Origin of the sequence: Bacteroides sp. 2_2_4 (genome assembly GCF_000157055.1) — a bacterium.
GTDB lineage: Bacteria > Bacteroidota > Bacteroidia > Bacteroidales > Bacteroidaceae > Bacteroides > Bacteroides ovatus.
On sequence record NZ_EQ973369.1, the window covers coordinates 108,200 to 134,582 of the forward strand.

Here is a 26,383-nt window from a genome sequence, read left to right on the forward strand (position 1 = left end):
GCTTAGTGTCCTTGCTTTATAAAAATGTTCACTTTCTTTATTAGTGAATGTTTAACTAGTAATCAGCAAGTTAGATATTCCAATTAAAAAATAATATTCACTTTTATTAGTTTTACTATAAAACAGAACATTATGTCACTTAAATATTCAAGTACAACAGCAGATTATCTGCAATGGAGCGAAGCAATGAACTTAATAAGAAAATTGGCAAGGGATAGTAATTATAAGATGTCACTTCTTATCGCTTTAGGTTGCTTCACAGGTCTAAGAATTTCTGATATTCTCGCTTTGAGGTGGAATCAGATATTAGATGCAGAAGAGTTTACCATTACAGAGATTAAAACAGGGAAACAGAGGACAATTAGGATTAATATGCAGCTACAGCAACATATCAGAGATTGTTATGAGCATATAAATCCAGTTGGCATAAATGCACCTGTATTAATAAGTCAAAAGGGGACAGTGTACACAGTTCAAAGAATCAATGTCATGCTGAAAGAGATTAAGAAAAAATACAGGCTACAAATAGGCAATTTTTCGTGTCATTCTCTTAGAAAGACCTTTGGCAGACAGGTCTACAACATGAATAACGATAATTCAGAGCTTGCACTTGTCAAGCTCATGGAGCTATTCAATCATTCTAGTGTATCAATTACTAAGAGATACTTGGGATTAAGGCAAGAGGAACTACTTAATACCTATGATTGTCTTAGCTTCTGATAATTGAGATTTGAGACAGGATAAACCAGATTTTTTTTATTTATGCTCTGAATAGTTCTGTCTCAAATCACAAAAATATGAAGTAGAAATAGCTCTCAATTCTTATTTTAACAGGCAGATTTAATTGTAAAATAAATACCTTTCATTATCTTTGTGGCAATTCCAAGAACTTAGAGAGTTAAGTTGTTGGAAGGACATATTAACGAAAGGTGTTATTGAAATTATCTTCTACATTCAAACTTCGCAACTTTGATATTGGCACGAAGATGATAGCAATAGCACCACATCATTTGATATATACCTATCTTATATGTTATATAAGGTTTATAGATATTATCAGATTGGTGTGGGCTATTGTTTTATCCGTGCCATAGGTAATGCGAAGACCTGAATGTAGGATAAGACAATATAGTTCCCACACCTTTTTGTATTGTATAACAGTCAGCAGGGAACGCTGGCTATAATAAATATTCTATAGACACAAAAAGAAAAACAGTTATTACTTATCAGCACTTAAATGTAGTAGAATCAATGATTTAATATAAAGTGACAGTGTTTTGCTGTGAATTCCCCACTTTATCAATAAACTATTATCTTTAAAGGGAATGAGAAGATTACAGATAACTATGATTACATGGAAAAGAAATTCAAACTAATAATTTCCCCAGAACGGTGTGATGCAGAAGCGTTAGCTCATTTTATAGCAGAGCTTGAAAGGCTTAAATTAGGTGTACTTACAAATGGAGAAATTGTTTACGATGACAAGAATGAAAAAGAAGTCTTTAATTTAATGGAGAAATGTATTTTAAATAAAGAGTAACAGATTATGAAAGCATTACATTTTTTACCAATAACCTTATTGAGCATTATCTCATGTATGAGTATCATCGCTTGTAGTAACGATGATAGCAATAAGAAAAATGATGAAGTCATTACTATTACCCCTTTGGGAAATTCTCAAAGATATTTCGATAATGGGCTAACTTTTACTTCACAATCTGGAAGTGAAAATATAGAATTTACTTGTAATGGAGACTGGAACGTTTCTGTAGCTAATACAATTGGAGGAGAGACATGGTGCACTGTTACTCCTGCAAATGGCAAAGCAGGAGAAGGTGGGTTTACTGTGAATATAGTTGAGAATAAAGGATATGATGATAGAAATGTTACCATAACTCTCACTGTTGGAAATATAAAGAAAACAATTGTTGTAACTCAAAAGCAAAAGGATGCTATATTGCTGACTGCGAACAAATATGAGTTAGACAATAAAGGTGGCAAGATTAATTTGGAGGTAAAAACCAATGTCAACTATACTGTTACAATAAATGAAACAGACAAAAAGTGGATAAAACAAGTAGGTAGTAATACTAGAGCTTTATCAAGTAGCACGTTAACCTTTGATATATCTCCCAATGAAGAATATGAAAAACGAGAAGGAGTAATTTATATTACAAATGGTGAGCTAACAGAGACTGTACACGTCTACCAAGCTAGTGGTGGAGTTGTCATGTTGACTAAAAATGAATACTTTATAAGTGATAAGGAGCAAACTATTGCTGTAGACATAAAAAGCAATTTTAATTTTGAGGTTAAAATGCCTAATGTGGATTGGATTTCTATTGCACCTTCAACCAAATCAATGTCCAGCCACACTCTTTATTATATAATCAGTCCAAATGAAGAATATGATAGTCGTGAAAGTGAAATCATTTTTTATGATAAGAGCAATGTCAAACTTGCAGATACATTAAAAATTATACAAGCGCAAAAGGATGCTATTATCATATCTAAGAAAGAATATGAAGTAAACTCAAAAGAAAATACAATTGAATTTGAAGTAAACTCAAATATTGATTTTAATGTTTCTATTCCCAGTGCTGCAAGTAAATGGATAGAGAATATAACTACTACTCAAACTAGAGGTCTTACTTCTCATAAAGTCTATCTAAAAATAAATGAGAATACCTCTACTTATGAACGTTCTGCCAAAGTTGCAATCAAACATACACAGAGTAATGTAGCGGACACTGTATTCATTAGTCAATTAGGTGTACCAAGCTTGTCGCCTAGCAGCAAAACATATCATACTTATCCTAAAGGTGGAGAAATCTCCGTTTCCTTGTCCACCAATACTAATTATACAGTGGAAATTCTTGGAGATGCAAAAGAATGGATAACTCAACCACAAACAAGAGGCTTTAGAGAAGATATCTTATCTTTCTTTATATCTGAAAACAATGGTGATAAGCGGACTGGAGAAATAAAAATTATTAGTGAAAATGAAGAAACGGAATCAATTATTACAGTTGAACAAGAATCATACATTCATGAAGGAAATATTTCTATTCGGGGAAATCGGAAATTGCAAGAGATAGGGGAAAGAGGATATAAACAAATAAATGGAAATCTTGATATTCTTTGTTTTAATAATAACAAAGAAGATATGATAACCTCTTTAGAGGTTTTAAACTCAATTACACAAATTAATGGAGACTTACTACTCAATAATTGTGATATTGAGAACTTTAATGGACTGAATCAATTGAGAAAAATACAAGGGGATTTTGTGATTGAATCGCTGAATAATTTCAATAGAATAGAGTCTTTTAATGGGCTAGATAATCTTGAAGAGATTGGTGGAGATTTTATAATGAAAGACAGATTACCATATAACGGTGAAAAATCTACTGTAAATAGTAATTTTTCACAGCTAAAGGACTTTAAAGGATTAGAAAATCTTAAGAAGATAGGTGGCAATTTCCAACTCATTGGATTAGGATATTTTCGATATCAAAATTCTCCTTATTACTATACTTCGTTTAACGAATTAGAATCATTTGAAGGGTTGGAAAGATTAACTACTATTGGAGGGAACTTTAAAATTTCTTCTGAAGGAAATGATAAGTATATATCATTTAAGAAACTTTCCTCTTTAAACAATTTAACTAATCTAGCAAGCATAGGTGGTAACTTTGAAATATATGCTCCAGAGTACGAAATTGCTCAATTAAATACAATTGAATTACCTACCCTAAAGCAGATAAATGGTTATATCTATATGAGAAATGGTTTCTATATGGGAAATAGAAATCGGATGAATCTTGTTCTTGAAAATCTTGAAAAATTGGGAGGTTTTGAATGTAAATCCTATACAATCCTCAATGCCCCCAAGTTAAAAAGGATTGATGAAAAATTATATATTGGAGTAGCGGCATCAAAAGTTGGGAGTATAAATGCACAAGAAATTCTGAATGGTCTTTCTGCGATTACTTATGTTGGTAAGGATTTAAGAATCGACTGTTCTGGTATAGAATCTTTTGAACCTCTTAGAAATTTGTCATTTGTGGGAGGAGATTTGATATTTGATATTGGTGGAAGTGAAAGAAATAATTTGCAATCTTTCACAGGATTCGAAAGTTTGACTACAATTGGTGGAAGATTAATATGGGGAACAGGTGTGAGTTCTGCTGGTAGTGTTAGCACTTATACCAGTTTTAGCAATATACAATCCTTTCAAGGCTTCAACAATTTATCATCCATTGGTGGTTTTCGAATGAGTATTAACTATGGTGATTTTTCCAAGTTTACATCTTTTGCAGGATTGGAGAATTTGAGACAAATAAAAGGTGATTTCACTATTGAAATTGAAGATAGTTTTTGGGGATTATCTGATATTAGTGCGTTAACAAATTTAGAAACTGTAGAAGGTAGTGAATTCAAAATAAAAGGGTGTTACAAGTTAAAAGATTTCACTCCTTTAAAGCAAGCATTAACTTCATATCAAGGTACTTTTTTAACATATTCTAATGGCTATAATCCTACCAAAGAACAAATCCTAAATGGGGAAGGTAAACAATAACATATAATCAAAAAGAAGAAAGGCAGCATTTGAAGTAACATTCATTTGCTGCTTTTTTTTACAGAAGGGTGCAAATTAATGCCCCTCATACACGCTTTATTTTTTTATCCTATTTATTGAGTATGCTTACAATAGGAACAGTCTTATCAAAACCTGCCTTTGTTGAGTATTTGAATGTCCCAATCTGCTTTGCACATTTTCCTTCAGGAACTTTGATAACTTGGTCGTCATAATACGATTTCCCTTCATCACACAAAAATAAAACCATTAGTCCTGTTGATATTGAGAGTTCGTCAATTTCATTAGCTAAAGCGTCACCTGAATCAAGAACCTGAAAGACCTCAAAATTATTTTCACTAATGCAATCCCCTTCTTTCTCAAAGAATGTCATTCCATTATTTGAAGATTCTCCATTTGACGAATTTCCAATAAGTGCAGCAATAACAAGCATTAAAATAGCACCTGTAACAACGCCTGCAATAAATATTAATACCTTTTTCATAATCTAATTATAAATCTTCACCATTTGCATTATTGTATTCATTATCATAATACATCGTAATACAATATTTGCCCAAACGTTCATTAATCATAAACCAAACAGCTTTTTTTGATATATATTGTGTCACAAAATTAACTATCTCTGCTCGCAGCTCTTCACTTGGATTCGCAAGTTGTTCTTTTGTATATTGCGGGAAGGCAGCCTCAATTTGTTTTGCCATAAAAGTTTCATCAGTTTTTTGATAAAACACTGCTTCATAGCGTTTCTTATGGACGGTTATTTCATAAGAAATATCTTCATCATCTGGTATCATATATTCTTCCAAAGGTAAAGAAGAATACTTAGAATTATTAACAAACTGCTCGCAGAGTCTATTAAACCTTATCTGGATAGCCCTTTCATCAATATTATTAACATCACAAATCATTATTCGATACACCTTATTATTATTTGTTACAACGTGTATATTGACATCTGCACCATTAAATTCACCAACTAAAACATCTTTATCAAGCGGACTACTCGTATAACCTTTAGCTTTTAATTTCTGAATCATTTCAGATTTACTTCCGTCAACTGGAATACCTAAAAATTTAGTAACGTCTTGTTGCGCATAAATAAATAATGAAGATATGAGCAACATTGTAATTGATAGTAGTTTTTTCATATTATCAAATTTTACCGTTCTCCAGTTTCTACAAGAACATCAATACTATACATCGAAGCGTGAAACTGTAATGCTATCTTTGCCCTTTTTAATAATTTCCCACATTTTGCAACAAAGCAGCACAACGCTTCTGTTTTACCAATTCAATTACAAATATAATAATTATTAATTATATAAATAATATCTTTTTATCAAAAAAACTTAGATTTAATAGATGCATTAATATATGAACGAATAAAAAGGGTACAAATTAATTGCACCCTTAAAAACTGATTCAACTAATTATCTATTATGCAAGAAGGTGGCATTTGAACTATCTATCAAGTGTCGTCTTTTTTAGTTCATTTCCTTCTCTTCTTAACTAATTTATGCTTATCCTTCTTGGATGAATTTGAAAATAGTTGTTCTAACATTTCCCTTGTAATAGGTAAATATGTGACCTCTGTCAATCTAGTTTCTCTAATCTCTTGTGGTAAATAAGAAATCACGGTGCTCTTTTGGGGTGTTACTTGCATATTTTTGTAGAAATAAATAGATTGGTAATTGATTTATCTATAGCAAAGGTACTGATAAGAATCTGTCCAATCTAATGTAAAAGATACATTCTGGATTATTGAGGTATGTGTTTGTATTGGAAGAAAATGTCAAAGTGGTAGATAGCGACAAAATGGAATTATTGCTTCTATAAGCAGAATAATGGATAAAGATGTACATAAACTAAAGGAAGTCCCGAAGCTAAGAATTATGCAGAGAACTTTGCCGAGTATTATAAAGATATACAAGGCAAATAAGTGATTAAAAATTAAAAGTCAGTTATCGAGATGATAGTTGGCTTTTTATTTAAATATAAGTTGTTAAATAGAACATATAGATTAAAATATCATAGGGAAATGCGTTTTATTTCAGAATTAAGAGTTATATTTGTAATGTTCTTATGAGGCATACAAAGCACAAGAATGAATCACCATTTTGCTAAATGGCTAATAATTAGATACAGTAATAAAAGCCCCATTTTTTTTGCTCTTATTTTCTAAGCTGCTTCCTTATTCGTATCTTTGACCCTTGCATTAAGAGAGTACTTTCAATTGTAAAATCGTAAATAGTAAATAGAATTATGTTTTCTGGAATCGTAGAAGAATATGCTACTTTGGTAGCACTGGTGAAAGACCAGGAGAATATACACTTTACATTTAAGTGTTCGTTTGTGAATGAGTTGAAAATCGACCAGAGTATTTCTCACAATGGTGTATGCCTGACGGTAGTGACTCTGACGGATGATACGTATACGGTGACTGCCATGAAAGAAACATTGGAGCGTTCTAACCTCGGTTTGTTGAAAGTGGGGGATAAGGTGAACGTTGAACGTAGCATGATGATGAACGGTCGGTTGGACGGACATATCGTTCAGGGACATGTGGATCAGACTGCTACTTGTATCGATATTAAGGATGCGGAAGGCAGCTGGTATTTTACATTCCGATATGCGTTTGACAAGGAGATGGCGAAACGCGGATATATCACCGTGGATAAAGGTTCGGTGACTGTGAACGGTGTTAGCCTGACAGTATGTAATCCGACGGATGATACTTTCCAGGTGGCTATCATTCCTTATACATACGAGCATACGAACTTCCATACGTTTGAGATTGGCAGTGTGGTAAATATCGAATTCGATATTATCGGCAAGTATATCAGCCGGATGATTCAATATAAATAAGAAAATATAAATAAGTGACTGGAGGATTGGAAATGGCATATACTGATTTTCTTCAATTGGTGCAGGCTCGTCAAAGTGACCGTTCGTATGATAAAGAACGTCCGGTGGAGCCGGAAAAGTTGGAACGGGTACTTGAAGCTGCACGTTTGGCGCCTTCGGCCTGCAACGCACAACCTTGGAGGTTTGTGGTCATCACAGACAAGGAACTGGCTCAAAAAGCCGGGAAAGCTGCTGCTGGCTTGGGAATGAATAAGTTTGCCAAAGATGCTCCCGTGCATATTCTGGTTGTAGAAGAATCTGCTAATATAACCTCCCTGCTTGGCGGAAAGGTAAAAGGCAAGCATTTTCCGTTGATCGACATTGGAATAGCGGCTGCTCATATTTCTCTGGCAGCTGAAGCCGAAGGTTTGGGTTCTTGTATTCTGGGTTGGTTCGATGAAAAAGAGCTGAAACAGCTTGCCGGTATTCCTGCTTCGAAACGTTTATTGCTGGATATTGTCATTGGCTATCCGGCAAAGGAAAAACGTAAGAAGATAAGGAAGCCGAAAGAAAAGGTGATTTCATACAATCGTTATTGATTGAAAAATAATTATATTCTTAGCCCTTTAGGATAAGCATATAACAGAAAGCATCGTTGGTTTTAAAGGAAGGGGACGTTCCTTTTAAACCAACGATGCTTTCCTTTTAAAGGAACGACCTGTTTCTTTAAAACCAATAAATGGCTTTTTTAAGGTGTTGATAGTTAGCGTGTTATTGATGCCGCTTTTCCGGTGGCATCAATAATGCTATATTTATTTCTTTTTTGACAAATCTTTCAATAGGTAGTCTACTGCTGCTTTCAGTTGTGCATCTTCTCCTTTCAGGCTGGCTGCCGGTTCGTTATAAACTAGAATATCAGGTTGCAAGGTCTGATTTTCGAGATAGTTGCCTTGCATATCCATACAACCCACCTGCGGGATACCGAATACAATAGACGGATCTATCTGGCGTTCCCACCACACGGCGGTCATCGTGCCTGCCACCGGGGCGCCTACCAGTTTACCAATACCTAGAGTCTTATATACGTAAGGAGTGCCATGAGCATTGCTATAATTGTCTTCGCAAGTTAGCATGCATGAGGCTTTCAGCCATTTGTTGAATGGATCGCTGCCGATATATTGTCCGCGTGGCACGAAACGTTGATATTCCTTTCCACTAAGTAAGGTGACTACATCATCGTGCAGCCATCCGCCACCATTATGGCGGGTATCTACCACTACGGCTTCTTTATTACGATAACGGCCGAGCAGTTCGGAATAGATCTTGCGGAAGCTGGGGCTGTCCATACCTTTAATATGTACATAAGCAATGCGTCCGCCGGAAAGCTCTTCCACTTTCTTGGCGCAGCGCTCTACCCAACGTTTGTAAAGCAGGTCGCTTTGGGTTCCATAGCTGATTGCTTTTACTGCTTCTTCAAAACGTTTTTTAGTAGAAGGATCGTATACGGTAAGTACTACTTTGCGTCCGACTTTGCCTTCAAATAACGGGAAGTAATCAGCACCGGCTTCAATCGCTGTGCCGTCTACTTTTTCAATGATGCAACCTGCCTTCACTTCTGTCTTTTTCTGGGTGAAAGGACTTTGCTTCATGATTTCCTTGATCTTTAACCCGGCACCGTCGTATGACTCATCGTAAAAGACTCCCAGAGTAGCGGTAGGCATTGCGCTGCCTCCTGCTGCAAACCGGGCTCCGGTATGGGAACCATTCAATTCGCCAAGCAATTCACTCAACATTTCCGTGAAGTCATAATTGTTGCTGATGTGGGGCAAGAAGCGTTCGTATGCTTTTTTATATCCTTTCCAGTCCACTCCATGCAAGTCGGCAATATAGAATTTGTCATTTACTTGCTGGCAAACGTGGTCGAAGATGTATGCGCGTTCATCATAAGGACGGTAATCGAAGAATGCTTCAAATTCTATCGGTGTAATTTTGCTACCGGCAATCTCTATTTTCTTCAATCGGCCACCTGTGCACATAAAGATATTCTTTCCTTCTTTATCTGGTATGAGTGAGCCGCCGCCAACTCCTTTCAATAATATTTTAGTCGTATTTTCTTTCAGTTTATGCTCCCAAAGGTCGTAGTCTCCTTCAAAAGCTGCCAGGTAATAAAGAATATCACCCTTCGGACTCATGACAGCGTCACCCAGGCGGGAAGAATTTACAGTTAGACGGACGATGCGGTCAAAACGATTCTCCAAATCGAATGTAAGAGGTTTCACTTCCGTACTGTCTTTTTTCGCATTCTCATTCTGGTTCGTTTTCTTCTTACTGTCTTTAGTGTCTTCTTTCTTCTCTGCCTTTTCTTTCTTGGCTTTTTCTTTTTCTGCTTTCTCTGCCTTTTCCGCTTCTTCAAGTAAGGCAATATCTTCTTTGCTCATCAGGAAGCGGTTGTAGGCATCGACGTCGAAAAACATAATATAGGTGTCGTCTTCACTTCCCCAGCTACCATGGCTACGGTATCCGGCACGGTCACTGTTCCATATCATTGCTTTTCCACCCAACACCCATTTGGCGTTGCTGTCGCTGTATCCGCTTTCGGTAAGATTGACCATTTCGCCTTTTCCGTCGGCTTTCAGCAAAACGACGTCTTTATTATTCCAGCCTCCTATGCCAATGAAGTCTGATAGAATCCATTGGCTGTCGGGGCTCCATTGGAACCATTGGTCACCGTCGGCATAAGAATATTGATATTTGGCATCCATCACTGTGCGCACAGCCTTGCTTTTTAGATTGATGACACGGATAGCGGTACGGTTCTCGAGGAAAGCAACCTCTTTACCGTCAGGACTGAATTGTGGTTGGAAAGAAGCGACTTTGGAGTTTGTCAAACGTTCTTCTTTCAATTCTGTGGCATAGGTGAATTGTTTCTCCTCTTTGCGTACGATGGTGGAAGTGTAAAGCTGCCACAATCCATCGCGTTCTGAAGAGTAGACGAGTGTGCGTCCGTCGGGAGCGAAACTGATGTTACGTTCCTGATCGGGTGTGTTGGTGATTTGTTTGGTTGTTTTGTAGTCAATGGAGGTTACGTAAACATCACCGCGCATAATGAATGCGACCTCTTTTCCTTTGGGAGATACAGCGATGTCGGTAGCCCCGTTGGATTTGATTTGGCGGATAATATCTTTGTCATTCTTGTCTGCCAGGATACTTATATTTACCTTTTGGGGTTGTTTGCCCGGAGTAAGTGTATAAATTTCGCCGTCATAACCATAACAGAGTGTGCCGGTGGTTGAAATGCTTAGAAAACGTACGGGATGCTTTGTATGGAAAGTGATTTGTTGGGAAGTGGTGGTTCCGGGAGTACGTTGGAATATATTGAAGGAACCTTTCTCTTCACTTAGATAATAGAATGATTTACCATCAGGACTCCATACCGGTTCGCGGTCTTCACCTCCGAAAGTAGTTTGTTTTTGATAAACAGGTTTTTTCCCGGGAGTGTATGTCCAGATGTCACGGGCAATAGGGGATACCTGATGCTTGCGCCAATAGTCTTCGTATCCTTTCTTGTCCTGATAGAGCATCACTCCCTCCTTATTAATAGAGATGCACTCCATTGGCATGGATGAGAACATAGCGGGGCGTCCTCCCGTCACGGCTACCTCGTACACTTGCTGGAACTGGCCGGAAGGAAACCCGGCATCTTCGGCAGAGGGAGCAATGTTGGCTGTGAATAAAATGTGTTTGTTGTCTTTGTAGGCAACAGGTTTCTCACTGCCTGAATGAGTGGTCAGTCGCTGGGGTGCTCCTCCTTCACTGGATACGACGAAAACGTCGAGACTTCCCATGCGATCCGATGCAAAGGCAATTTGTCTACTGTCGGGACTCCATACCGGTTCCGTATCAAAAGCCGGATTGGTGGTGATTTGTGTGGCACGTCCGCCGGTTGACGGTACCGTGTAGATGTCTCCTTTGTAGGTAAATGCAATGGTGGTTCCGTCTGGAGAAAGAGCGCAGTGGCGCATCCATAAAGGAGATTCTTGTGCAATGCTTGTCCCTGCTAGACAGATGACAAATGCACTTAGCAGTAGCTTTTTCATTTTTTCTAATATTGTGTTAAGTTCATTCTCGCGATTTAAGGTTTGACTTTCCTACAAATCCTTCAGTAATACTTTACTTGCTTTTTTATAGTATTCTTCTCTGGATTCGGTCAGCACCTTCCATTCGTCGTTGAATTCTTCGTCTTTGTCTATTTTGAAATTCTCGGAGCCGTATGTGTCCAAACGGTCCAGCAGGACAGCCACATTCAGTTGATTGATATCCATTGAAGGCTGGTAACCGATTTCTTCGCTTTTTTCGTCGGTAACAACCTCGTGAATCAATTCTATTTCCTGTAACTGATAAAGTACCTGATTTGTCAGTCGGATGGGGATCTGATGCTCCTCCGATATTTCTGCAGCCGTATAGGGCGGTTCGTTCTTTTCGAATCGTTTGGCTATGAGTGACATAATCAGGATGGATATAAAATCCCGGTATCGTCTGCTGATGTTCCGGGTGTCCTGGTCAAAGCTAAAGCTGCGGATATTCTGTCCGGCATACGTCAGTTCGGCTCCAAACAAACAGATTGTCCAGGATATCTGCAACCAAAGCAGAAATAAGGGAAGTGCGGCAAAACTACCATAAATGGCATTGTACTTTGACACCCACAACTGGCTGTTGATGTACAGGAACTGAAAAGCCTGATAAGCAGACCCTGCCAGAATACCTGCAATGAGAGCGTGTTTGAATTTCACTTTCGTGTTCGGCATGAAGATGTACAGCCCGGTGAACATCAGCCATGTCAGGACAAAAGGAATAAGCCGTATCATGAATTTCATAACAGGAGCGAGCAGGACGAAATCATCCATCTGCTTGAGAATGGTGCTCATAAACAGAGAAAGTCCTCCGGATACCACGATCAGAATCGGCATCAGCAGGAACATGGAGAAATAGTCCGTAATCTTGCGATACATGGATCGTGCTTTTTTCACTTCCCAGATACGGTTGAAGGTGATTTCAATATTACTGACCAGATTGATAACCGTCCATAACAACATTACCAAACCAACTCCAATGAAAATACCTCCTTTGGTCTGTGAAAGATAGGAATTGACAAATGAGAGAATGGCCTCCGTTGTTTCTGTATTTCCTCCAAAACCGTTGCGGAACTGATGTTCCATCAGGTTGTCGAACCCGAAACCACGCGCTACGGCAAACAGGATGGCAAGTATCGGTACAATGGCAAGCAATGTGCTATAAGTAAGTGCAGAAGCTTTATTGGCCATCCGGTCTTTGGTAAACCGATTGATACAAAGATAGACGGTCTTTATAATATTGTAGAGTGAGAACTTGGTTCGGGTCACTTCGTCTTCCGTAATGCGCCAGATGTCATACGTAAGAAACTTCCATATATCGGTGATTTTCTTCTTCATAGTTCTTCGCTAATTACTAATTGCAAGCAACTAATTACTGATTACAACAGACTTGCTCGAACAGTCGATCCTCATCCATTAGTCATTTGTAATTAAATGGATAATTAAAAGAAAAAGCAGTCAGCCTATAAGCCGAGTTCTGTACCCATATAATTTCCGATTATTAATCTTTAATTATATCAGGTGCCTGTCATTTATCTGAGTGGCGTGTCACCACGACACTTTAGCGGTCTACCCTCCGACATGGAGCGAGCAACTCTCATAACGCCGGTTTACATGACCTTACAACTCCTAAGACGTACAGCCCGCATGTCGCCATGCGACTGGTGGGCTCTTACCCCACCTTCTCACCCTTACCTCTCCCCGAAAGGAGCGGCGGTTATTTTCTTCTACGTTACTCTACCCTCGCGGACAGCTTTCTGTTAGGAAGTAGGATGCTCTATGTTGCCCGGACTTTCCTCCTGCACGAAACATGCACGCGACAGACCGGCCAACTGCTTTAGACTGCAAAAATACGTCATTTATTTTGTTTTAGCCAAAGAAAGTATCACAAATAGAAATAATTTCTAACTTTGCTATCATTAAAATAGATTTTAATGAAGAAGAATATCCTCCTTTTCTATTGTTTCCTGGCGACGATGGCAGCTAGCCTGAAAGCACAGGAAATACGTCCCATGCCTGCCGATTCGGCTTATGGGGTAGTACATATTTCAGTTTGCAATTTGCGCGAGGAAGGCAAATTTACTTCCGGCATGAGCACGCAGGCATTGTTGGGAATGCCGGTCAAGGTGCTTCAGTATAACGGCTGGTACGAGATACAAACACCGGATGATTATACCGGATGGGTGCACCGGATGGTGATTACCCCCATGTCGAAAGAACGGTATGATGAATGGAACCGGGCAGAAAAGATAGTGGTTACCTCGCACTACGGATTTGCGTATGAAAAACCGGATGAGAGTTCCCAACCCGTATCCGATGTTGTTGCGGGCAATCGTTTGAAGTGGGAGGGGAGCAAAGGACATTTCTATCAAGTGTCTTATCCCGATGGACGGAAAGCATATCTTTCGAAATCCATTTCCCAACCGGAAGCGGAATGGCGAGCTTCACTGAAACAAGATGTTGAAAGTATCATTGAAACAGCTTACTCGATGATGGGAATTCCTTATCTATGGGCAGGAACCTCTTCCAAGGGAGTGGATTGTAGCGGACTGGTACGGACCGTACTTTTTATGCATGACATTATTATCCCGAGAGATGCCTCTCAACAGGCCTATGTGGGCGAACATATCGATATTGCTCCTGACTTCTCTAATGTCAAACGGGGAGATCTGGTGTTTTTCGGCCGGAAAGCGACTGCGGAACGTAAAGAAGGTATTTCTCACGTCGGCATTTACCTCGGAAACAAGCAGTTTATCCACGCATTGGGAGATGTGCACGTCAGCAGCATGAATCCTTCGGATCAAAACTATGATGAATTCAACACGAAGCGTTTACTTTTTGCTGTCCGTTTCTTACCTTATATAAATAAGGAGAAAGGAATGAATACCACAAATAAGAACCCCTTTTATCAATAAAAGAATGCAGAACAGGAGAGATTTTTTGAAAACGGCAGCTTTGGCTGCTTTCAGTTCGGGGTTAGTAGCCCGTCAGGCACTAGCCGGAGAATCGTTGCTTTCTACCATTCATATAAATAAGCTCGGTTTGGGAGGGAAGATGAAAATGACTTTTTTCCCTTATGAATTGAAGTTGAGGCACGTGTTTACAGTTGCCACTTATTCGCGTACAACAACTCCCGATGTGCAGGTAGAAATAGAATATGAAGGCGTGACGGGATATGGAGAAGCCTCTATGCCTCCTTATTTGGGAGAAACAGTAGAGTCTGTGATGAATTTCCTTGGGAAAGTGAATCTGGAACAGTTTAGTGATCCTTTTCAGCTAGATGACATTTTGTCATACGTTGACAGCCTCTCGCCAAAGGATACGGCAGCGAAAGCTGCGGTAGATATCGCCCTTCATGATCTGGTAGGGAAACTATTAGGCGCTCCCTGGTATAAGATATGGGGATTGAACAAAGAAAAGACACCTTCCACTACCTTTACGATAGGCATCGATGCGCCGGATGTAGTGCGGGCGAAAACAAAAGAGTGTGCCGATCAGTTTAATATATTAAAGGTGAAACTGGGACGGGACAATGATAAGGAGATGATTGAAACCATTCGTTCGGTAACAGACCTTCCGATAGCGATAGATGCCAATCAAGGATGGGCAGACCGCCAATACGCGCTCGATATGATTCATTGGCTGAAAGAAAAAGGCGTTGTGATGATAGAACAGCCCATGCCTAAGGAGAAGCTAGAGGATATTGCCTGGATAACGCAACAGAGCCCGCTACCGATATTTGCGGATGAATCCTTGCAGCGTCTGGGAGATGTAGCCGCTTTAAAAGGCGCTTTCACGGGAATCAATATAAAGCTGATGAAGTGTACCGGTATGCGTGAAGCATGGAAGATGGTGACATTGGCTCATGCACTCGGCATGCGTGTCATGGTGGGCTGTATGACAGAGACTTCCTGTGCTATTTCTGCAGCTTCACAGTTCTCGCCATTAGTGGATTTTGCCGACCTGGATGGCAACCTGCTTATCTCTAATGATCGCTTTAAAGGGGTGGAAGTGGTGAAAGGAAAGATCACTCTGAATGACTTACCTGGAATCGGTGTCATGAAAATCTGACTTTACTGAATGAATGTCAGAGTGTTAAAGCCATCTGACATACAACGAATGTAAATTTGTCAGGTGTTGTCGTTAACCGCTGTTAAGCTCTAAATATTCTCTGTTAAAAGTGGACAAAAAAGAGTGACAAGTAGAATAAGTGAACGATATTTGTTATTATTTTAACGTCGTAAAAGTTAAAACAATGTCGAATATTAACAATTTAAAGAATTATAAATCATGAAACAGACAACAAAGAACATTCTGGGAATAGGAGCAATCATTCTTCTTAGCTCAGGAGTTGCAGGATTGACAACTTACAAATTGTTGCAATCTAACGAATCTGCAAAAGAAACATCTTTTAATGAGATGTTCAAGCAGAATCCCAATGTCAAATTGGCTGCTTTTGACGCTGTGAACGCTCAACCTGTTGATTTGACACAGGCTGCCGAGAATTCACTTCATGCTGTCGTACATATAAGGTCTACTCAAGAAGCTAAAACAAGAACTGTTCAGCAAGCGCCGGACATTTTCGATTTCTTTTTTGGTGATGGACGCGGACAGCAACGTCAGGTACAGTCTCAACCTCGTGTAGGTTTTGGTTCGGGAGTAATCATCTCGAAGGATGGATATATCGTAACGAATAATCATGTGATTGAAGGTGCGGATGAAATCAGTGTGAAACTGAATGATAACCGTGAGTTTAAGGGACGCGTGATTGGTACTGACCCTAGCACCGACCTTGCGCTGGTGAAAATTGAGGGTGATGATTTCCCGACTATTCCGGTGGGAGATTCCGAAGCGTTGAAAGTAGGAGAGTGGGTATTGGCAGTAGGTAACCCGTTCAATTTGAACTCTACTGTAACTGCCGGCATCGTAAGTGCAAAAGCCCGTTCTCTGGGAGTATATAATGGTGGTATAGAATCATTCATCCAGACGGATGCTGCCATCAACCAGGGTAACAGTGGTGGTGCACTGGTAAATGCCAAAGGTGAATTGGTTGGTATCAATTCAGTGCTTTCTTCTCCGACAGGTGCTTATGCAGGATACGGTTTTGCTATCCCGACCAGCATTATGACGAAAGTAATTGCCGACTTGAAACAATATGGAACAGTACAACGTGCATTGCTCGGTATTCGTGGTGGCTCTATCGGTAGCAGTTTGATGGACGACCGTCAACCGATTGACAAATCCGGTAAGACATTGGCAGATAAAGCTAAAGAACTGGGTGTTGTAGAAGGAGTATGGGTTTCTGAAATCGTAGAGAATGGTTCTGCTGCCGGAGCTGATATCAAAGTCGATGACGTAATTATCGGTGTGGATAATAAGAAAGTATCCAATATGGCTGACTTGCAGGAAGCACTTGCTAAACATCGTCCGGGTGATAAGGTGAAAGTAAAACTGATGCGCGATAAGAAGGAAAAGACCGTTGAAGTAACGTTGAAGAACGAGCAAGGTACTACCAAGATCGTGAAGGATGCAGGCATGGAAATCCTGGGAGCTGCTTTCAAAGAGTTGCCGGATGACTTGAAGAAGCAATTGAATCTAGGTTACGGTCTGCAAGTGACAGGAGTTTCTTCCGGTAAGATGTCAGATGCAGGAGTTCGTAAAGGCTTCATTATCCTGAAAGCTAATGACCAGCCGATGCGCAAAGTCAGCGATCTGGAAGAAGTAATGAAAGCTGCTGTTAAGTCTCCGAACCAGGTATTATTCCTGACCGGTGTGTTCCCATCAGGTAAACGCGGATATTTCGCTGTCGATCTGACTCAAGAGTAATATATAAAAATAAGGTAAGAAGATTGCAGGATAAGCTAATGAAATAGAAAAAGGATGCCGCCAATCAACTTGTCGGCATCTCTTTTTGTTTTATTAGATGAAAAATATAGTGTAAAAGTTACTTAATTTTGTATGTTAACAAATTATTTGTCGTAACTTTGCACTCCAAATCTGTTTTTAAAGAATGAGACAACTAAAGATTACCAAAAGTATCACTAACAGAGAGAGCGCTTCTCTTGATAAGTATTTGCAGGAAATCGGCCGTGAAGACCTGATTACTGTCGAGGAAGAAGTGGAACTCGCTCAACGCATTCGTAAGGGTGACCGTGTAGCATTGGAAAAATTGACACGTGCCAATCTTCGTTTCGTCGTATCTGTGGCTAAACAGTACCAGAACCAAGGTTTGAGTTTGCCTGACTTGATTAATGAAGGCAATTTAGGACTGATTAAGGCTGCCGAGAAATTTGATGAAACACGTGGATTTAAGTTCATTAGCTACGCTGTATGGTGGATTCGCCAGTCTATTCTGCAAGCATTGGCAGAGCAGTCGCGTATTGTTCGTCTCCCGTTGAATCAGGTAGGTTCGCTGAATAAGATCAGCAAAGCCTTCTCGAAGTTTGAACAGGAAAACGAGCGGCGTCCGTCTCCCGAGGAGTTGGCAGACGAACTGGAAATTCCGGTTGATAAAATCTCTGATACGCTGAAGGTATCCGGCCGTCATATTTCGGTGGATGCGCCTTTTGTGGAAGGGGAGGATAACAGCCTGTTGGATGTGTTGGTTAACGATGATTCGCCAATGGCGGACCGCTCTCTGGTTAATGAGTCTCTTGCGAGGGAAATTGATAGAGCTCTTTCTACGTTAACCGATAGAGAAAAAGAAATCATTCAGATGTTTTTCGGTATCGGACAGCAAGAAATGACATTGGAAGAAATCGGCGATAAATTTGGCCTCACACGTGAGCGCGTTCGTCAGATTAAAGAAAAAGCAATTAGAAGACTTAGACAAAGTAATCGTAGTAAATTGCTCAAATCTTACTTGGGATAAGTAAGGAATATCAGTTTCTGAAAGAAAAAAGAATTTGAGTCGCATAAGTCGCACTTTTCATATAGAAGAATGTACTTATGCGACTTTTTACATAAGCCCCATTCTATAATTCAATCTTATACTATGTGAGTTTTATGAAAAAGTCAGTTTTAATATCATTGGTTCTTATTGCTTTGGGAGCAGGGCTGGTGGCGTATGCAAGATGTGCGGTATCCTCTTCTGATTCGGTGCCTGCTAAAGTAGAGCAGCGTTTGCGGGAAAAAGCACAGGCGGGAAAGGCTTATTGTGATAAGAACGGATATAATACGAATTATTGCTTTCTGGTAGATTTCAGTATTCATTCTGGTAAAAGGCGTTTCTTTGTATGGGATTTCAAAGGAGATTCCGTGAAGTATGCCAGTCTCTGTGCTCATGGATATGGGAAAAATAGCACTGTGTCCAAGCCTGTATTCAGCAATGTGGAAGGTAGTTATTGCTCTTCTTTGGGGAAATACAAGGTGGATATCCGGTCGTATAGCAAGTGGGGAATCAATATTCATTATAAATTACATGGATTGGAAGCGACGAATGATAATGCTTTCAAGCGGTATATCGTGTTGCATTCTTATACTCCGTTGCCGGAAACAGAGGTGTATCCTTTGCATCTTCCGTTAGGAATCAGTCAAGGGTGTCCTGTAATATCCGATGAAGTGATGAGGAAAGTTGACGGGTTGCTCAAAGCGGAAAAGAAACCAGTCCTGCTATGGGTCTATGACTAAGAAATGCTATTTATTTGAGATAAATAGAGGTAATCTCCTCTTTTTTGTTACCTTTGCAAGGTTAAAAATTATATGATATGAAATACGTAAAAATACTATTTGCAATTGCACTTGTGTTTACCATGTGCTCCGCTTTTTCCTTGAAAAAAGACCACTCTAAACCGGTTTATGCTTTTGGAATTTCTGCCTCATTTACGGATACAGTAGTCTATTTCACGGACATTCAGATACTAGATAGTGCGAAGGTTAGCAAGGAAGGCTTCTTGTCTCACCGTGAGTTGTATAGTTATCAGTTGAAGAATTATCTGGAGGATAACCAGTTGCAACAGAATAGTACATGTATGATTTACTTCTCGGAAAACAAGAAGAAATTAGAAAAAGAAGCAACGAAGATTCTGAATAAATACAAGAAAAATAATAGAATGACGGTGTCGCGGATTGATTCTGATAAATTCCACTTTACGAAACCGGAAGAATAATAAGCAATAGTTAAATTGTTAATATAATAAGAGATGCAGCTTTGCATCTCTTATTTTTTTATCTTTGCCTCGTAATAAACTTGAAATCTAATGAAAAAGATAAAAATATTCTCCTTGTTTGTGTGTTTGGCTATGCTGGTAATCGCTTGTCATAATGACGATGATGAAAGAGGAGTCCAGATGCGTACAGTTCTTGTTTATATAGCAGGTGACAATTCTCTTCGCAGCTTTGCCACAGAGGATTTGGCGGAAATGACAGAGGGAATGCAGTCTGTAGATGATAACTCTTATAACCTACTCGTATACATTGATACCGGATCAAGTCCTAAACTAATTCGATTGAAGAAGGATAAAAAGAAGAATGTCGTACAGGAGGTAATCGCTACGTATGAAGGACGAAATTCTGTAGATGTCTCTAAGATGAAGGAGGTTATCAACACGGCATTTTCTGAATATCCGGCACAGAGTTATGGGTTGGTTTTGTGGTCTCATGGAGAAGGATGGTTGGCAAAATCGCAGAATAAAACCCGTTGGTGGGGACAGGATGGTGGTTCAAATTACATGGATATTTCCGAGTTAAAAGATGTTCTGCGTAATGCGCCTCATTTGAGTTTTCTTCTTTTCGATGCATGCTTTATGCAATCTGTTGAGGTGGTCTATGAATTGAAGGAACATGCGGATTACATAATAGGCTCTCCGACAGAGATACCCGCACCGGGTGCTCCATATCAGAAAGTAGTTCCGGCTATGTTTGCCAATAATGCATCGGCTACGGACATAGCAAAGGCATATTTTGAATTTTATGCAGATGAAAATCTTTATACTGGCAAATTGCCATATAATTGGGGCTTAGGTGATCCCTGGACGGCAGGAGTCTCTGTTTCTGTAGTGAACACTTCCATGTTGGAACAACTGGATAAAAGCAGTAGTGAGATTATTCCGAAATATATTAAGGGCAGACAAGCGATAGCCACATCGGGCATACTCTGTTATGATTGTCGGTCCAGTAAGTATTATTATGATTTTGATGGATTAATACGTTCTTTAGGTAGTGAGACTAGCGAATATGAGGCTTGGAAAGCTGCTTATGATGCTGCTGTGGTTTATTGGAAGACTACTCCTAATAATTACTCCAGTTATGGCGGTAGTTTCTCGATGAATGGCTCTGCAGGACTTTCTACTTATATATTTCGTCAGTCGTATGAAGAGGAGATAAATCCTTTTTATCGTCAGTCGATACAATGGTACTCCGCTGCCGGATGGGATGAGACAGGCTGGTGATAATTACCATTTCAATATTCTTTAGAAGATAGGATTCTAACTTTTTGTGAAGATAGTGTGAAGAATAAGCAATCCTTATATAAGTGGTTATATGAGACGTATGAGAACGATTTGTTTTCATACGGCATTGCTTTTGGCATTAGTAAAGAACTTTTAGAAGATGCCATTCACGATGTTTTTTTGCATTTATATGAGCGTGAGCACAAACTTTGGGAAAGTCAGAATATGAAGTTCTATCTGTTGAACTGTTTGAAGAACCGGATTCGGACCATTAAGAAAAAAGAAATGAATACCGAATTTCTGGAAGAAGGTTCTGATAACTATAGTTTCCTTATTGAAGTGAACGGCTTTGAACTCATAGATGAAGAAAAAGAAAGAGCCGCTATGCAAAAACAGCTGAAAAAGATGCTGGATAGCCTTACAGACCGGCAACGGGAGGCTGTATATCTTCGTTATACCCAAGGACTTAGCTATGAGGAAATCGGGAAATTGATGGGAATACAACCTAAAGCAGCACAGAAATTAGTGTATCGGGCTATCGAACAAATGCGTAAAATTCAGCCTCAAATTATTTATTTTTTCCTTTTCGGTTATTTTCTTTAATTTTCGTGGGGGTATTTTTGTTCTTTGCGTGTTTTTAAAGTGAAACCGTAAAAAGAACGAGTATGCATTCAGATCGAATACCCGAATCGACAAAACAATGGCTACAAAATGAAGACTTCATATTGTGGTGTCTGGTTCCTACCCAGGAATCGGAAGAATGGTGGGTTAATTATCAAAAAGAGCATCCCGAAGATCAAGCATCCCTACAGGAGGCCCGCAAAATCATATTATCTGCCCGGCTGAATCCGGTTCAGCGCTTACCCGAAGAATCAGAAAGATTGTGGGCACGTATAGAGACAAGCATGGAGCGTCGTGATAAGAGACATCGTTTTATCTTATTTACCCGTTATGCTGCCGCCTGTGTACTAATATTAGGTATTGTTTCTTTCTGGTTGATTCATTCTTTTCAGACGTCCGGAACTGCTGATGATCTGCTTGTCAATGTGAAAGCAGATACTCTGTATCAGAAAGTAATGCTGATAAGAGATGATGCGGAAGCGATTCAGATAGAGAATAATGCCGTCATTACTTATGATAGCAATATTACTATTCAATCCGATGGTAAGGAAACAGAGATAATCAAAGAGGGAGCGGTTCAACCCGGAAAACAAAATACACTGATAGTTCCTTATGGTAGCCATTCATCCATTGTATTGGCAGACGGATCGAAAGTATGGATTAATTCCGGAAGTAAATTACGTTTCCCTTCCTCTTTTGGTCCGGGCGAACGCAGGATAAAAGTAGAAGGAGAGATTTATATAGAAGTTGCCAAAGATACTTCCCGGCCTTTTTATGTAGAGACACCCCAACTGACAGTTAATGTATTGGGAACAAAGTTTAATGTGTCTGCCTATGCTGATGATGCATTGCAATCCGTGGTGTTGGTAGAAGGAAAAGTAAATGTAAAAGCAAACTCCAATGAAGATTTTGTCCTTTTGCCTAATCAGCGTTTTAAGTTGAGTGATGGGATATCCGGCATCGACGAAGTTAATGCTTACGATTATATTTCATGGAAAGATGGCGTACTTCAGTTCCGGGGTGAGACAATGAAAGATATTATCCAACGGCTAAGTCGCTACTATAATGTATCTATCACATGTACGCCGGAAGTTGCGCAAAAGTGTACAATGGGAAAACTTATCTTATTTGATGATATAGAACAAGTCATGAAAACCTTCTCGTTGCTGTACGATGTCCAGTGTACAATTGAAGCGGGAAGTATAAAAATCGAGTAATAACCCTAAAAATTTAATGCCTATGAATAAACCACAGAAATGAAGCCTTTGTAAAAAAGAAGTTCGGAAGAGAGGCAACTCTTCCGAACCCGTGAGATTTAAATTTTTCAATTACTTATGAAAAACCTAAAAATTGATACGCAAAAATATGGAAAATTCCTATTACAATCATGCAAATAGGGCATATTTTCTTTGTAAATCATATCTGTTTGTGAAATTTTTTGTTATTTTTCTATTTATAGCGAATGTAACTCTCGCTAATGGAAATGGAACGAGCGAACTCTATGATATAAAGAAAGGGACTCTACTGGAATATTTTAAAGATATAGAGAAAGAAACAGGCTACGTTTTCATCTATTCGAAAGATATCCGGCCTAGTTTAAATCAAGTTGTCAGTGTAGATCTATCCAGGAAGAAGACAATCACAGAAAAATTGTCAGCCTTGTTTGAAAAGACAAATCTGGTATATGAAATAAATGGAAAACAGATTGTTGTAAAGAGAAAAACGGCAGTGAAAAAGAATCTTTCTTCACAGCCACAGGAGCCTCGGAGAATAACCGGTACTATTACCGATACAAAAGGAGAACCGATTATCGGTGCCAATATCAAGGAAGTCGGTACATTTAACGGCATAATTTCCGATATAAACGGGCGCTTTGCCTTATCTGTAAATCCGAATGCAGTTTTGGAAATCAGTTATATCGGTTATGTCACGACGACAGTACCTGTAAAAGACAATAAAGTGCTTTCTATTGAAATAGAAGAAGCCGAGCAAAGTCTGGAGGAAGTCGTTGTTGTCGGCTACGGAAAGCAGAAGAAAGAAAGTGTGACAGCATCTATCGCTTCTATTTCGAGGAAAGAACTGGTACAGACACAACAATCCAATATTAGTAACATGCTGGTAGGACGAATGCCGGGATTGATTGCTTTTCAAAGAAGTGGTGCTCCCGGTGAAGACGCTTCCAGTCTGTTAATCAGAGGTGTCAGTACATTTACAGACAACACGGCTCCTTTAATAATGATCGATGGCATCGAACGAACTAATTTTGACGGCATAGATCCGAATGAAGTTGAATCATTGAATATACTTAAAGATGCTTCGGCAACAGCGATCTATGGAGTAAAGGGAGCTAACGGCGTAGTATTAATTACTACCCGTAAAGGGGAAAGAGGGCGTCCCCGGTTGAGCTATTCGGGTAATTTTGCTTTGCAGCAATCTACCCAGCTCCCCAGTTATCTGAATAGTGCGGATTATGCAACTTTATACAATGAAGCTTTAGAAAATGACTCCCGGGTTTCGGGTTCTACCTACCAACCGAAATTCACGGATAAAGATATTGAATTGTACAGAAATGGCTTTGATCCGATTTTGCATCCGAACACTAACTGGATAGACGATTTTCTTAGAAAGTTTTCTACCCGCACTCAACATAACATCAACCTTTCGGGTGGTACAGAACGTGTGAAATACTTTATATCGGGAAGTTATTTCGATCAGACCGGTATCTATAAACATACCAAGATAGATTCGGATCATGATGTAAATCCCCGTAACACCCGTTATAACTTCAGAACTAATTTCGATTTTCAGATAACGCGGGACTTTTCGGCAACTGTTCAAATGGCCGCCCAGATAGGCAGAGTGATTACTCCGGGCTCCGGTAACAGTGGAATCTGGCAAGCTATTTCTTTTGCCAATCCCTTGAGCTCTCCGGGATTGGTGGACAATAAAATTGTCCGCATACAGGATGGATTGGGAAGCGTCAATCCCTGGCAAACCTTATTAAGCAACGGTTATCAGAAAGATAATAGAAATAACATCAATACAACATTACGTCTGAATTATGATTTATCATCTTTGCTGACCAAAGGTTTGTCCGTACACGGGAGTATCGCGTATGATAGCTATTATTACAGCCGTAAGAAATATTCGAAAACCTTTCCTTATTATCTTGCGCGCCGTGATGCGGAAGATCCGGATTACATTTATCTGATCCCCCAATCAGAAGAGAGTATCTGGTCTGTAAGTACCGGATGGGATAAGAACCGGAAAGTATATATGGAGTTTGGAATTGATTATAATAGAACTTTCGGGCTTCATAAAACGACAGCACTTATTCTGTATAATCAGAGTAAATATTATTCCCCCTCCCTTCAATATTATGTACCTAATGCTTATCAGGGATTGGTAGGACGATTGACCTATGAATATGCCTCCCGTTATTTGGCAGAATTCAATATGGGATACAACGGAACCGAGAATTTTGCCAAAGGCAAACGGTTCGGATTTTTTCCTGCTGTTTCATTAGGTTGGGTCATCAGTGAAGAAAAGTTTTTTCCGAAAAACAATATCGTTAAATATCTAAAGGTGAGAGGGTCCTACGGAGAGGTAGGAAACGATCAGATAGGTGGTGATCGATTTTTGTATCTGCCGTCTTCTTATGGAGCAGCGAGCGATTCGGGTGTGAACAAGTATAATTTCGGTTTGGCTTCCAATCCGTATACTTCACTGATGATTGTTGAAAATAAAATCGGTAATCCTGATTTGACTTGGGAAAAGGCGAAAAAGATGAATGTCGGTGTAGATATTAATCTGTTCAATAATTGTCTGACTGCTTCATTTGATATATTCAAAGAAAAACGGAATAACATATTAGCCAACAGATCAACATCCCCCATGATTATAGGTGCTAATCTTCCTGCATATAATTTTGGAGAAATGGAAAATCGCGGTTGGGAAATGGACCTTAATTTTAGACATCATATACAAGATTTCCATTATTGGGCACGCTTCAATTATTCATTTGCGAGGAATGAAATCATCTACATGGATGAAGTGCAGAAGAGATATGATTATCAGATGACTACCGGAAGAAGAAAGAATCAGTTTTTCGGACTGATCTTTGACGGATACTATAACTCGTGGGAAGAAATCAATGCATTAGACCGTCCTAAAAGTTCATGGAGCGGGAATCAGTTGCAACCGGGAGACGTCAAGTATGTAGACGTCAACCAGGATGGAGTGATTGATGATTACGACATGGTTCCGATAGGATACACCCCCGTACCGGAGATTATTTACGGTTTCTCATTCGGAGCGCAATATAAAGGATTTGATTTCTCCATCTTATTTCAGGGAGCCGACAATGTATCCATTAAATATTTCGGACGGTCGATGTGGCCTTTCGCGAAAGGAGAAGAGAGTGCGAAATCTCTGATAAAAGAACGTTGGACACAGGAACGGTATGAGGCAGGAGAAAAGATCACCTTTCCCCGTTTGTCTCTGAATCCCAACGGAGAAACCGATCACAACTATCGTCCTTCTACTCTTTGGATACGGGATGCCAGTTATTTGCGATTGAAAAACCTCGAAGTAGGATATACATTTACCGGAGGTTTTGTCAAACGGCTTAACCTGAATAGTGTAAGATTATATTTCAACGGTTCCAATTTATTCACGTGGACAGATGTGGTAGATCTGGACCCGGAAGCACCTTCGAGAAGTGGAAATGTTGAAATCAATACATATCCGTTGCAGAAAGTATATAATATTGGTCTTAATATAAATTTTTGATAATC

The 26,383-nt window shown here is 39.4% G+C and carries 19 protein-coding genes and 1 other RNA gene; 15 read left to right on the forward strand and 5 right to left on the reverse strand.

Features of this window, described 5'->3' with window-relative positions; all coding sequences use genetic code 11:
- Positions 1-132 precede the first annotated feature (132 nt).
- The 3 genes from BSCG_RS03985 to BSCG_RS03975 all read left to right on the forward strand — a co-directional run bounded on the left by BSCG_RS03985 (position 133) and on the right by BSCG_RS03975 (position 4,582).
- A complete protein-coding gene (locus tag BSCG_RS03985; RefSeq protein WP_008777193.1) occupies positions 133-720 on the forward strand; it encodes a tyrosine-type recombinase/integrase in 588 nt (195 codons plus the stop codon).
- 634 nt (positions 721-1,354) lie between these two features.
- Complete coding sequence (locus BSCG_RS03980) at positions 1,355-1,540, forward strand: hypothetical protein (protein WP_004321167.1); 186 nt, start codon at positions 1,355-1,357, stop codon at positions 1,538-1,540.
- Between the two features lie 6 nt (positions 1,541-1,546).
- Positions 1,547-4,582 (forward strand): BACON domain-containing protein, encoded by a 3,036-nt coding sequence (locus tag BSCG_RS03975; RefSeq protein ID WP_004321165.1) that lies wholly within the window; start codon positions 1,547-1,549, stop codon positions 4,580-4,582.
- A 109-nt stretch (positions 4,583-4,691) separates the two neighbouring features.
- Here the strand turns inward: BSCG_RS03975 and BSCG_RS03970 are convergent, their stop codons facing one another.
- Both BSCG_RS03970 and BSCG_RS03965 read right to left on the reverse strand, forming a co-directional pair.
- Complete coding sequence (locus tag BSCG_RS03970; RefSeq protein ID WP_004321162.1) at positions 4,692-5,084, reverse strand: hypothetical protein; 393 nt, start codon at positions 5,082-5,084, stop codon at positions 4,692-4,694.
- 7 nt (positions 5,085-5,091) lie between these two features.
- On the reverse strand, positions 5,092-5,751 hold the full coding sequence (locus BSCG_RS03965) for a hypothetical protein (RefSeq protein WP_004321160.1): 660 nt from the start codon (positions 5,749-5,751) through the stop codon (positions 5,092-5,094).
- A 1,114-nt stretch (positions 5,752-6,865) separates the two neighbouring features.
- Here BSCG_RS03965 and BSCG_RS03960 point away from each other — a divergent pair.
- Both BSCG_RS03960 and BSCG_RS03955 read left to right on the forward strand, forming a co-directional pair.
- On the forward strand, positions 6,866-7,468 hold the full coding sequence (locus BSCG_RS03960) for a riboflavin synthase (protein ID WP_004303876.1): 603 nt from the start codon (positions 6,866-6,868) through the stop codon (positions 7,466-7,468).
- Positions 7,469-7,500: 32 nt separating this feature from the next.
- A complete protein-coding gene (locus BSCG_RS03955; protein ID WP_008777194.1) occupies positions 7,501-8,046 on the forward strand; it encodes a nitroreductase family protein in 546 nt (181 codons plus the stop codon).
- Between the two features lie 213 nt (positions 8,047-8,259).
- On the opposite strand, the gene BSCG_RS03950 is transcribed toward BSCG_RS03955, so the two are convergent.
- The 3 genes from BSCG_RS03950 to rnpB all read right to left on the reverse strand — a co-directional run bounded on the left by BSCG_RS03950 (position 8,260) and on the right by rnpB (position 13,413).
- Positions 8,260-11,544, reverse strand: a complete 3,285-nt coding sequence (locus BSCG_RS03950; protein WP_008777195.1) for a S41 family peptidase — start codon at positions 11,542-11,544, stop codon at positions 8,260-8,262.
- 51 nt (positions 11,545-11,595) lie between these two features.
- A complete protein-coding gene (locus tag BSCG_RS03945; RefSeq protein WP_004296663.1) occupies positions 11,596-12,915 on the reverse strand; it encodes a YihY/virulence factor BrkB family protein in 1,320 nt (439 codons plus the stop codon).
- A 112-nt stretch (positions 12,916-13,027) separates the two neighbouring features.
- Positions 13,028-13,413: RNase P RNA component class A (rnpB, locus tag BSCG_RS28375), an RNA gene on the reverse strand.
- A gap of 98 nt (positions 13,414-13,511) precedes the next feature.
- Between rnpB and BSCG_RS03940 the strand changes: the two genes are divergently transcribed.
- The 10 genes from BSCG_RS03940 (at position 13,512) to BSCG_RS03895 (ending at position 26,378) form a co-directional block, all read left to right on the forward strand.
- Entirely contained in the window at positions 13,512-14,492 is a 981-nt protein-coding gene (locus BSCG_RS03940; RefSeq protein ID WP_004310270.1) for an NlpC/P60 family protein, read from the forward strand.
- Positions 14,493-14,496: 4 nt separating this feature from the next.
- Entirely contained in the window at positions 14,497-15,648 is a 1,152-nt protein-coding gene (locus BSCG_RS03935; protein ID WP_008651520.1) for a dipeptide epimerase, read from the forward strand.
- A 219-nt stretch (positions 15,649-15,867) separates the two neighbouring features.
- Positions 15,868-17,403, forward strand: a complete 1,536-nt coding sequence (locus BSCG_RS03930) for a trypsin-like peptidase domain-containing protein (protein WP_008777196.1) — start codon at positions 15,868-15,870, stop codon at positions 17,401-17,403.
- Positions 17,404-17,587: 184 nt separating this feature from the next.
- The gene (locus BSCG_RS03925; RefSeq protein WP_002561589.1) at positions 17,588-18,448 is read left to right on the forward strand and encodes an RNA polymerase sigma factor RpoD/SigA; all 861 of its coding nucleotides are present in this window, start codon (positions 17,588-17,590) and stop codon (positions 18,446-18,448) included.
- A gap of 134 nt (positions 18,449-18,582) precedes the next feature.
- Positions 18,583-19,206, forward strand: coding sequence for a murein L,D-transpeptidase catalytic domain-containing protein (locus BSCG_RS03920; protein ID WP_032849771.1), 624 nt, complete (start codon positions 18,583-18,585; stop codon positions 19,204-19,206).
- Between the two features lie 77 nt (positions 19,207-19,283).
- Positions 19,284-19,685, forward strand: a complete 402-nt coding sequence (locus BSCG_RS03915) for a hypothetical protein (protein WP_004296669.1) — start codon at positions 19,284-19,286, stop codon at positions 19,683-19,685.
- 90 nt (positions 19,686-19,775) lie between these two features.
- Positions 19,776-20,966, forward strand: coding sequence for a clostripain-related cysteine peptidase (locus BSCG_RS03910; RefSeq protein WP_008777198.1), 1,191 nt, complete (start codon positions 19,776-19,778; stop codon positions 20,964-20,966).
- Between the two features lie 57 nt (positions 20,967-21,023).
- Positions 21,024-21,569, forward strand: a complete 546-nt coding sequence (locus BSCG_RS03905) for an RNA polymerase sigma factor (protein WP_004296671.1) — start codon at positions 21,024-21,026, stop codon at positions 21,567-21,569.
- Between the two features lie 62 nt (positions 21,570-21,631).
- On the forward strand, positions 21,632-22,804 hold the full coding sequence (locus BSCG_RS03900) for a FecR family protein (protein ID WP_008777199.1): 1,173 nt from the start codon (positions 21,632-21,634) through the stop codon (positions 22,802-22,804).
- A gap of 148 nt (positions 22,805-22,952) precedes the next feature.
- Positions 22,953-26,378, forward strand: a complete 3,426-nt coding sequence (locus BSCG_RS03895; RefSeq protein ID WP_032849772.1) for a TonB-dependent receptor — start codon at positions 22,953-22,955, stop codon at positions 26,376-26,378.
- The last annotated feature ends 5 nt before the right edge of the window (positions 26,379-26,383 follow it).

Excerpts from the sequence above, each read along its gene's own strand:
- BSCG_RS03985 (WP_008777193.1), top strand. The coding sequence starts at position 133 with ATGTCACTTAAATATTCAAGTACAACAGCAGATTATCTGCAATGGAGC.
- BSCG_RS03980 (WP_004321167.1), top strand. The coding sequence starts at position 1,355 with ATGGAAAAGAAATTCAAACTAATAATTTCCCCAGAACGGTGTGATGCA.
- BSCG_RS03975 (WP_004321165.1), top strand. The coding sequence starts at position 1,547 with ATGAAAGCATTACATTTTTTACCAATAACCTTATTGAGCATTATCTCA.
- BSCG_RS03970 (WP_004321162.1), bottom strand. The coding sequence starts at position 5,084 with ATGAAAAAGGTATTAATATTTATTGCAGGCGTTGTTACAGGTGCTATT.
- BSCG_RS03965 (WP_004321160.1), bottom strand. The coding sequence starts at position 5,751 with ATGAAAAAACTACTATCAATTACAATGTTGCTCATATCTTCATTATTT.
- BSCG_RS03960 (WP_004303876.1), top strand. The coding sequence starts at position 6,866 with ATGTTTTCTGGAATCGTAGAAGAATATGCTACTTTGGTAGCACTGGTG.
- BSCG_RS03955 (WP_008777194.1), top strand. The coding sequence starts at position 7,501 with ATGGCATATACTGATTTTCTTCAATTGGTGCAGGCTCGTCAAAGTGAC.
- BSCG_RS03950 (WP_008777195.1), bottom strand. The coding sequence starts at position 11,544 with ATGAAAAAGCTACTGCTAAGTGCATTTGTCATCTGTCTAGCAGGGACA.
- BSCG_RS03945 (WP_004296663.1), bottom strand. The coding sequence starts at position 12,915 with ATGAAGAAGAAAATCACCGATATATGGAAGTTTCTTACGTATGACATC.
- BSCG_RS03940 (WP_004310270.1), top strand. The coding sequence starts at position 13,512 with ATGAAGAAGAATATCCTCCTTTTCTATTGTTTCCTGGCGACGATGGCA.
- BSCG_RS03935 (WP_008651520.1), top strand. The coding sequence starts at position 14,497 with ATGCAGAACAGGAGAGATTTTTTGAAAACGGCAGCTTTGGCTGCTTTC.
- BSCG_RS03930 (WP_008777196.1), top strand. The coding sequence starts at position 15,868 with ATGAAACAGACAACAAAGAACATTCTGGGAATAGGAGCAATCATTCTT.
- BSCG_RS03925 (WP_002561589.1), top strand. The coding sequence starts at position 17,588 with ATGAGACAACTAAAGATTACCAAAAGTATCACTAACAGAGAGAGCGCT.
- BSCG_RS03920 (WP_032849771.1), top strand. The coding sequence starts at position 18,583 with ATGAAAAAGTCAGTTTTAATATCATTGGTTCTTATTGCTTTGGGAGCA.
- BSCG_RS03915 (WP_004296669.1), top strand. The coding sequence starts at position 19,284 with ATGAAATACGTAAAAATACTATTTGCAATTGCACTTGTGTTTACCATG.
- BSCG_RS03910 (WP_008777198.1), top strand. The coding sequence starts at position 19,776 with ATGAAAAAGATAAAAATATTCTCCTTGTTTGTGTGTTTGGCTATGCTG.
- BSCG_RS03900 (WP_008777199.1), top strand. The coding sequence starts at position 21,632 with ATGCATTCAGATCGAATACCCGAATCGACAAAACAATGGCTACAAAAT.
- BSCG_RS03895 (WP_032849772.1), top strand. The coding sequence starts at position 22,953 with ATGGAAAATTCCTATTACAATCATGCAAATAGGGCATATTTTCTTTGT.